General features: G+C 44.5%; 5 protein-coding genes and 1 pseudogene. 3 read left to right on the top strand and 3 right to left on the bottom strand.

Going from position 1 to position 4062, the window contains the following annotated elements:
- Positions 1-477 (bottom strand): annotated as a pseudogene (locus AB7U36_RS19940) (penicillin-binding protein activator); the annotation flags it as partial.
- Between the two features lie 207 nt (positions 478-684).
- The gene (gene miaA / locus AB7U36_RS19935) at positions 685-1596 is read right to left on the bottom strand and encodes a tRNA (adenosine(37)-N6)-dimethylallyltransferase MiaA (RefSeq protein WP_428161385.1); all 912 of its coding nucleotides are present in this window, start codon (positions 1594-1596) and stop codon (positions 685-687) included.
- Between the two features lie 415 nt (positions 1597-2011).
- On the opposite strand from miaA, the gene AB7U36_RS19930 reads away from it, so the two are divergent.
- The 3 genes from AB7U36_RS19930 to AB7U36_RS19920 all read left to right on the top strand — a co-directional run bounded on the left by AB7U36_RS19930 (position 2012) and on the right by AB7U36_RS19920 (position 3725).
- Complete coding sequence (locus AB7U36_RS19930; protein WP_035239986.1) at positions 2012-2329, top strand: TusE/DsrC/DsvC family sulfur relay protein; 318 nt, start codon at positions 2012-2014, stop codon at positions 2327-2329.
- A 118-nt stretch (positions 2330-2447) separates the two neighbouring features.
- Entirely contained in the window at positions 2448-2900 is a 453-nt protein-coding gene (locus tag AB7U36_RS19925; protein WP_428161384.1) for an Lrp/AsnC family transcriptional regulator, read from the top strand.
- A gap of 27 nt (positions 2901-2927) precedes the next feature.
- Positions 2928-3725 carry a nitrilase-related carbon-nitrogen hydrolase gene (locus AB7U36_RS19920; RefSeq protein WP_428161383.1) on the top strand — a complete coding sequence of 266 codons (798 nt, stop codon included), beginning with the start codon at positions 2928-2930 and terminating at the stop codon, positions 3723-3725.
- 72 nt (positions 3726-3797) lie between these two features.
- Here AB7U36_RS19920 and AB7U36_RS19915 read toward each other — a convergent pair.
- A partial coding sequence (locus tag AB7U36_RS19915) for an MlaA family lipoprotein (RefSeq protein ID WP_428161382.1) occupies positions 3798-4062 on the bottom strand: 265 nt, incomplete at its 5' end.

The following is a 4062-nucleotide window of genomic DNA, read 5'->3' as shown; positions in this document are numbered from 1 at the left end:
TTGTCCGTAAAGTATATACTTCCCGGACATGGGCAGGATAACCCCCAGCTTATTTTTATTAAAGGATGTGGTGCCCAGACCTGCCAAAAGTTCCCTTATCTGCTTGGTCATGGGATGATCGGGATATTTTTCAAGAAAAGCATTCAAGACATTTGCAGCATTGGCATAATCTTTCTGCCGGGCAAATTTGTAACCCGCCCAGTAGTCAAAAAGGTCCTGGGGAATGGAAAGATTTTTTATGCCTGAAAATTTTTGAATTTCTTCGGCATCTGTTTTTGATAAAAGCCTTTCAACATGATCAAGAATAATCGTTTTGAAAACAGCGTCATGGCCGGCCCCGGGTCTTTGGGTTAGATCAAAGGCATGATTGTAGATGAGCAAGGCATCCTGGGCAAATCCTTGATCACTTAAAACGCTGGCCTGGTTGATAAGTTCCGGGACAGTTGCCTGCTGGGGAACAGGTTTGGGTACCGGCATCTGGGGCCGCTTAGGAGAAGAGGAGACTGGAATGGCATGTTTGGAACATCCGGTAAAAAAAGTAAGCGCAATTAAAATAAATACCGATAAAATAGATACAGAAATTGCAAATTTTATGTATGTTGCGTAAGTCATGAAACTACCATTTTGAGTGTTGTTGTTTAAAACCGCCACGTTTAAATTACCCAATATGATCAAATCAGAACATTATGTCAAAAACTCTTTTGCCGTTTCAATGGCTTTTTCCGTGTCGGCGGCATTGATCCAGATCAGATCCTTTTCCTTGTTAAACCAGGTGAACTGACGCTTGGCATACCTCCGGGTATCACGTTTGAGCAGCCGAACCGCCTCTGCAAGGTTGACTTCTCCTTTTAAATACATGCCCATATGCCGGTAGCCGATGGACTGCATGGATTTCAATTCCAGGGAATATCCTTGGTTCACAAGTCCCTTCACTTCATCAAGCAGACCTTTGGCCATCATGATGTCCACCCGCCGATTGATCCGGTCATATAATAGTTTTCGGTCCATGTGAAGGCCAAAGGTAAGGCTTTGGTATCGGTCTGATTTGAAATCGTGGGCCTGCTGGCACCGGGAAATGGGAGACCCTGTGGTTAAAAATACCTCAAGGGCCCTTACAATTCTGAATCCGTCATTGGGGTGAATCTTTTCCGCAGCCGTTGGATCACATTTTGTCAATTGGATATGAAGTGCCGGCGCGCCCTTATCTTCGAGAATCCGGTTCAGTTTATCAATTGTTGCCGGGCAGACAGGCTCTCCTCGGAACAGGCCGTGGAGTAAAGCCCTGATATAAAGTCCTGTACCGCCGGCTACCACAGGCACCCTACCCCGTTTTGCAATATCGGAAATCGCCTGGTCTGCCAGGGCGGTAAAACGTTTTGCATCAAAATTATCAGCCGGACCAAGGAAGTCAACCAGGTGGTGTATGGCAACCTGCCGCTCCCGTTCATCGGGTTTAGCAGTCCCCACATCCATGTATTTATAGATCTGCATGGAATCGGCACCAATGATCTCGCCATTCAGTTCCCGGGCCAGGGCAATGGCAAAGCCTGTCTTTCCGATGCCTGTGGGACCGCATATGGTAATAATTTTTGTCATACGCAACTAATTTTGTTTTTTTAATTATTCAATCATAAATATGTAGGTTATGGTTTATATCAACTAGGGGTGACTATATTCAGCGGAACGTTATATATCATGATTTTTGAAGAATGAGAATTAATTAGCACTTTTACGGGATCGGCTTGCCTTAATTTTATGGTATTGTTGAAAATGGCTTTATGAAATTTATCGTGTTGGGAATGATTAGGCAGCCCCCCAAAAGAATATTAACCATGCAGGGTTCGGGCGCTTTGTTTTTTTTACCGAACACCTGCTATTCTTTGTTGACATGGATACAATGCTGAGATAAGGTAAGTCTCCAATTGCAAAAGAGACTTTAATAGTGAAGACGGTTTGTCTTAAGATAGGTTAAACACTCAGTTATAATAAACTTTTTTAGGAGGATTATTAAATGGCAACACTTGATTTTAATGGGAAAACATTCGACATAGATGAAGACGGATTCCTTCTTGACTACAATCTGTACTGTGACGAGTGGGTAGAATATGTAAAAGGCCAGGAAGGCATTGAAGAGATGACTGAAGAACACTGGCAGCTTGTTAAAGTTCTTCAGGATTACTACGAGAAAAACGGTATTGCTCCCATGGTTCGTGTTCTTTCCAAGCTCACCAAGTTCAAACTGAAACATATCTATGAACTGTTCCCCTCCGGACCTGGTAAAGGCGCCTGCAAGATGGCTGGTCTTCCGAAACCGACCGGTTGTGTATAGTTAAAAAATATTTTAAGTTTTTAGCTTGAATTGATAAGGCCCTGTTTAAATCAAACAGGGCTTTTATTTTTCTTTTCAATACATTTTGATAACTGACGATTTGGTAACCGATTACCTGATGATAGAAGACCAGACATCTAAAAATATACTTAACCGGATCCAGGCTGATTTTCCAATTCATCCGATGCCCTACAAAATTCTTGCCGAAGAACTGGGGCTAAGTGAAGACCAGCTCATTGATAGAATCAAGCAGATGAAACAAGAGATGATTATCCGCAGGATCGGCGGAAATTTCAGTCCTGACCGCTTAGGTTATTATTCCACCTTGTGCGCAGCTCGGGTGGACCCTGACAAAATTGAACTGTTCACCACCACCGTTAATGGGTTCAGCGGCGTTACCCATAATTATCAAAGGGATCATCAGTACAATATCTGGTTTACGTTTATTGCGTCTTCAATTCAAGAAATCAAAGAAAGCCTTGAAACCATTTCACAAAAAACCGGAGTGACCGAAATTCTCAACCTGCCGGCCACCCATGTATTTAAAATAGCAGCTAATTTTAAAGTCTGACCCATTACATTGAGCACAGGTGTCATCATGCAAAAAATTCGTGTGACCCTGGTCATCCAGAACTGTCCTGTGAACCGGTTTGCACAGAATCTTGCCCTGACGGTCAAAGATGTTTCTGCGGCAGCTCGGCAGAACTGCGATTTTGTTGTGTTTCCTGAAATGAACCTTACAGGTTATGCCCCGGCAGATGTCAGCAATGCCGTTGCCCTTGATTCCGGATGGATGGATAAACTGAACCGGCTTGCACTGAAACACGATATCGCCATATTAACCGGGCTTGTTGAAAAAGCGGGTTCAGGAAAAATATATGCCACGCACCTGGTGTTTCGCCCGGATCAGCCCGTGGCCCGGTACAGAAAAATTCATTTGTCTCCATTTGAGGCCCCCTATTTCAGCTGTGGAAATGATGTGGGACTCTTTAAATTCAAAGGGGTGCATTTCGGAATCCAGCTTTGTTACGACGCCCATTTCCCGGAATTATCCACGGCCATGGCATTAAAAAAGGCGGATATTATTTTTATTCCCCATGCCTCTCCAAGGGGAACGCCTGGGGAAAAAAGCGCATCCTGGAAGCGCCATTTAACGGCCCGGGCATTTGATAATACCGTATTTGTGGCAGCCGTTAATCAGGCTGGTGAAAATGATGCCGGACTTAAATTCCCTGGAATTTCCATGCTGGTCGGCCCTGACGGATTCCTGGCAACTGAGAACATCGCCTACGAAAATAAGATGCACACCCATGTGCTGGACATGTCGTTACTTGCACATATCCGCACCCATAAAATGAGGTATTTTCTGCCCAACAGGCGGGCCAATCTCATTTAATCATAAGCCGTTGAAACAGCATAAGCCTTTGAAACAGCACTTTCAGAATAAACGGCATCTTGTCTTTATACCTTATTCTTTACGGTCCTTCAGTTTTTGTTTGACGGCCAAATCTTTGACAAGGGCGTTGCGGTTCTGGATATAGGCGTTGCGCATGGCTGTGTAAGGATCTATTGAGGCTTTTTTGAACGCTTCATACTCTCCGATGTGAAATGATGCCCCGTTCACAGTTTCAAGCCCCCGCCCCCCCCAGGATAATTCCCAGGGCTGTGCATAATTGATGGGATCAATAAACCAGTCCCCTGCCCTGCCCACGGCATCCCTCAAGGAACTAGGC

Source organism: Desulfobacter sp., from assembly GCF_050177295.1.
This window is presented reverse-complemented; position numbering and strand designations above follow the sequence as displayed.